2 protein-coding genes and 1 riboswitch are annotated in these 1,781 nt (G+C 63.4%); both genes read left to right on the top strand.

The annotated features are described in order from the left end of the window. The coding region (locus tag ACYVDE_RS21675) for a hypothetical protein (RefSeq protein ID WP_460503620.1) at positions 1-211 on the top strand (211 nt) is incomplete at its 5' end. 163 nt (positions 212-374) lie between these two features. Then, positions 375-1,235 (top strand): transporter, encoded by an 861-nt coding sequence (locus tag ACYVDE_RS21670; protein ID WP_460503619.1) that lies wholly within the window; start codon positions 375-377, stop codon positions 1,233-1,235. A gap of 87 nt (positions 1,236-1,322) precedes the next feature. After that, a riboswitch (cobalamin riboswitch) is annotated at positions 1,323-1,536 on the top strand. The last annotated feature ends 245 nt before the right edge of the window (positions 1,537-1,781 follow it).

Here is a 1,781-nt window from a genome sequence, read left to right as displayed (position 1 = left end):
TGGGGTGGGGGCGGGCACCACGCTGGGCAGCCGCGCCGGCCGGCCGGTGGCGCAGCTCGTGCTGCAGGTCGATAACGTATTCGATACCGCGTATCAAGCCCACCTGAATCGGCTGAAATACTTCGAGTACTACGCCGCTTCGCCCACCGGCCGCACCGGTATCTATAACCCCGGGCGCAACGTGGCGGTGAAGGTGGTAGTGCCGTTTTAGGCGCGGCGGTTTTTTTGAACCTCAAGCAGTGCGTTGCCAATTGCCTTATGGGTAAGCCGTAATCGTGTTAAATACTGCAATATTTCGGCGGGCCGATGCTTGGCGGCCGTTGGCAGGGTGCCGGATTTCTGGCCAAAAGCTCGTTTGGTGCGTACTGCGGCCCATGAAATACCTTTTCGCCCTGCTGGCGCTGAGCGGGCTGCCCGGTTTGGTTCAGGCGCAGGCTCCTGCCAAAACGTCGCCCTACGACTCGGCCCATTTCAGCTGGCGCAAGCCGGTGCCGCGCAACCGCCTGCGCGAATTGCAGCCCGACCGCCCCGGCATCACCGAAAGCCCGTTTACCGTCGATGCCGGCCATTTTCAGCTCGAAATGGATGCCCTGCGGCTCATCAACAGCGGCTCGGGCACCGATGACAAGCGCCGCGAGTGGCACGCCGCCTACTCCACGCTGAAGCTGGGCCTGAGCCGCCGCACCGATGTGCAGCTCGAAGTGCCCGTGTACAGCGTCACCAAGCAGCAGCCCTCCGACCCGGCCGAAGGGCGCGAGCGCCACGCCGGCTTCGGCGACGTGACGGTGCGCGTGAAGCACAACTTCGTGGGCGACGACCAGCTGGGCCGGTTTGCCATGTCGGTGATTGGCTACGCGCGCCTGCCCACCGGCGGGCAGGTGGGCGATGGCGCCGTGGAGTACGGCGTGGTGCTGCCCGTCGACGTGGAGCTGACCGACGACCTCAACCTCGAAGCCCAGGTGGAAGGCGAAGTCGACTACGACCGCGAGGCCGGCCAGCGCTACCTCACCATGGTGCCGTCGATGGCGCTGGAATACGATTTCGCAAAAAAACTGGGCATCATTACCGAAGGCGTGGCCCAGTGGAACACCGAGCAGCGCCGCTGGCAGTCGTCGGTGAACGTGGCGCCCATCATCAAAGTCAACCCCAACCTGCAGCTCGATTTCGGCACCCACCTGGCCCTGAACCGCCTCAGCGACCACGAATACTTTGTGGGCCTGACGCTGCGGCGGTGAGGCTTGTAGCGTGGACTCTGCGAGTCCGCGCATCGGCCAGCCTACTCACGAAAACGGGCGCGGCCTCGCAGAGTGCACGCCACGGCCGTATCTTTGTGCCGCCAAGGTGCCAGACCCCACTCGCGGGGCGCGGCTGAAAAGGGAATCCGGTTCAAGGCCGGAGCTGTCCCCGCAACTGTACGCTTCACATCGGGGCGGGCCACACACGCCACTGGTTATCGATTGATTGTCAATTGAAAGCTGGGAAGGCGGCCCGCTCGGCGAAGCAAGCCAGGAGACCTGCCCGGGCATTCACAGGTTCAGCATTCGCGGAGGACGGATGGAGAAAGAGAACAGCGGCAGTCCTTCGGGGCGGCCACCTTACCCCTGTTTTTCGGCCTCGGTCTGGCAGCTGATTCCTTCGGATTGAAGGAGTTAGAGGGCAGATTTTGAATCGAATTTTCTTGATTGAGAATTTGATTCGGTTGCGTTTTATTTCCTTGTTTCGCCGGTCGCTGGCCGGTGCGCTGCTGCCGCTGGCCGCCACGGGCAGCGCCTGGGCGCAGG

The sequence above is a fragment of the Hymenobacter agri genome (assembly GCF_054778495.1).
Note: the sequence above shows the minus strand (reverse complement) of the source record. Positions and strands in the feature narration are given on the sequence as shown.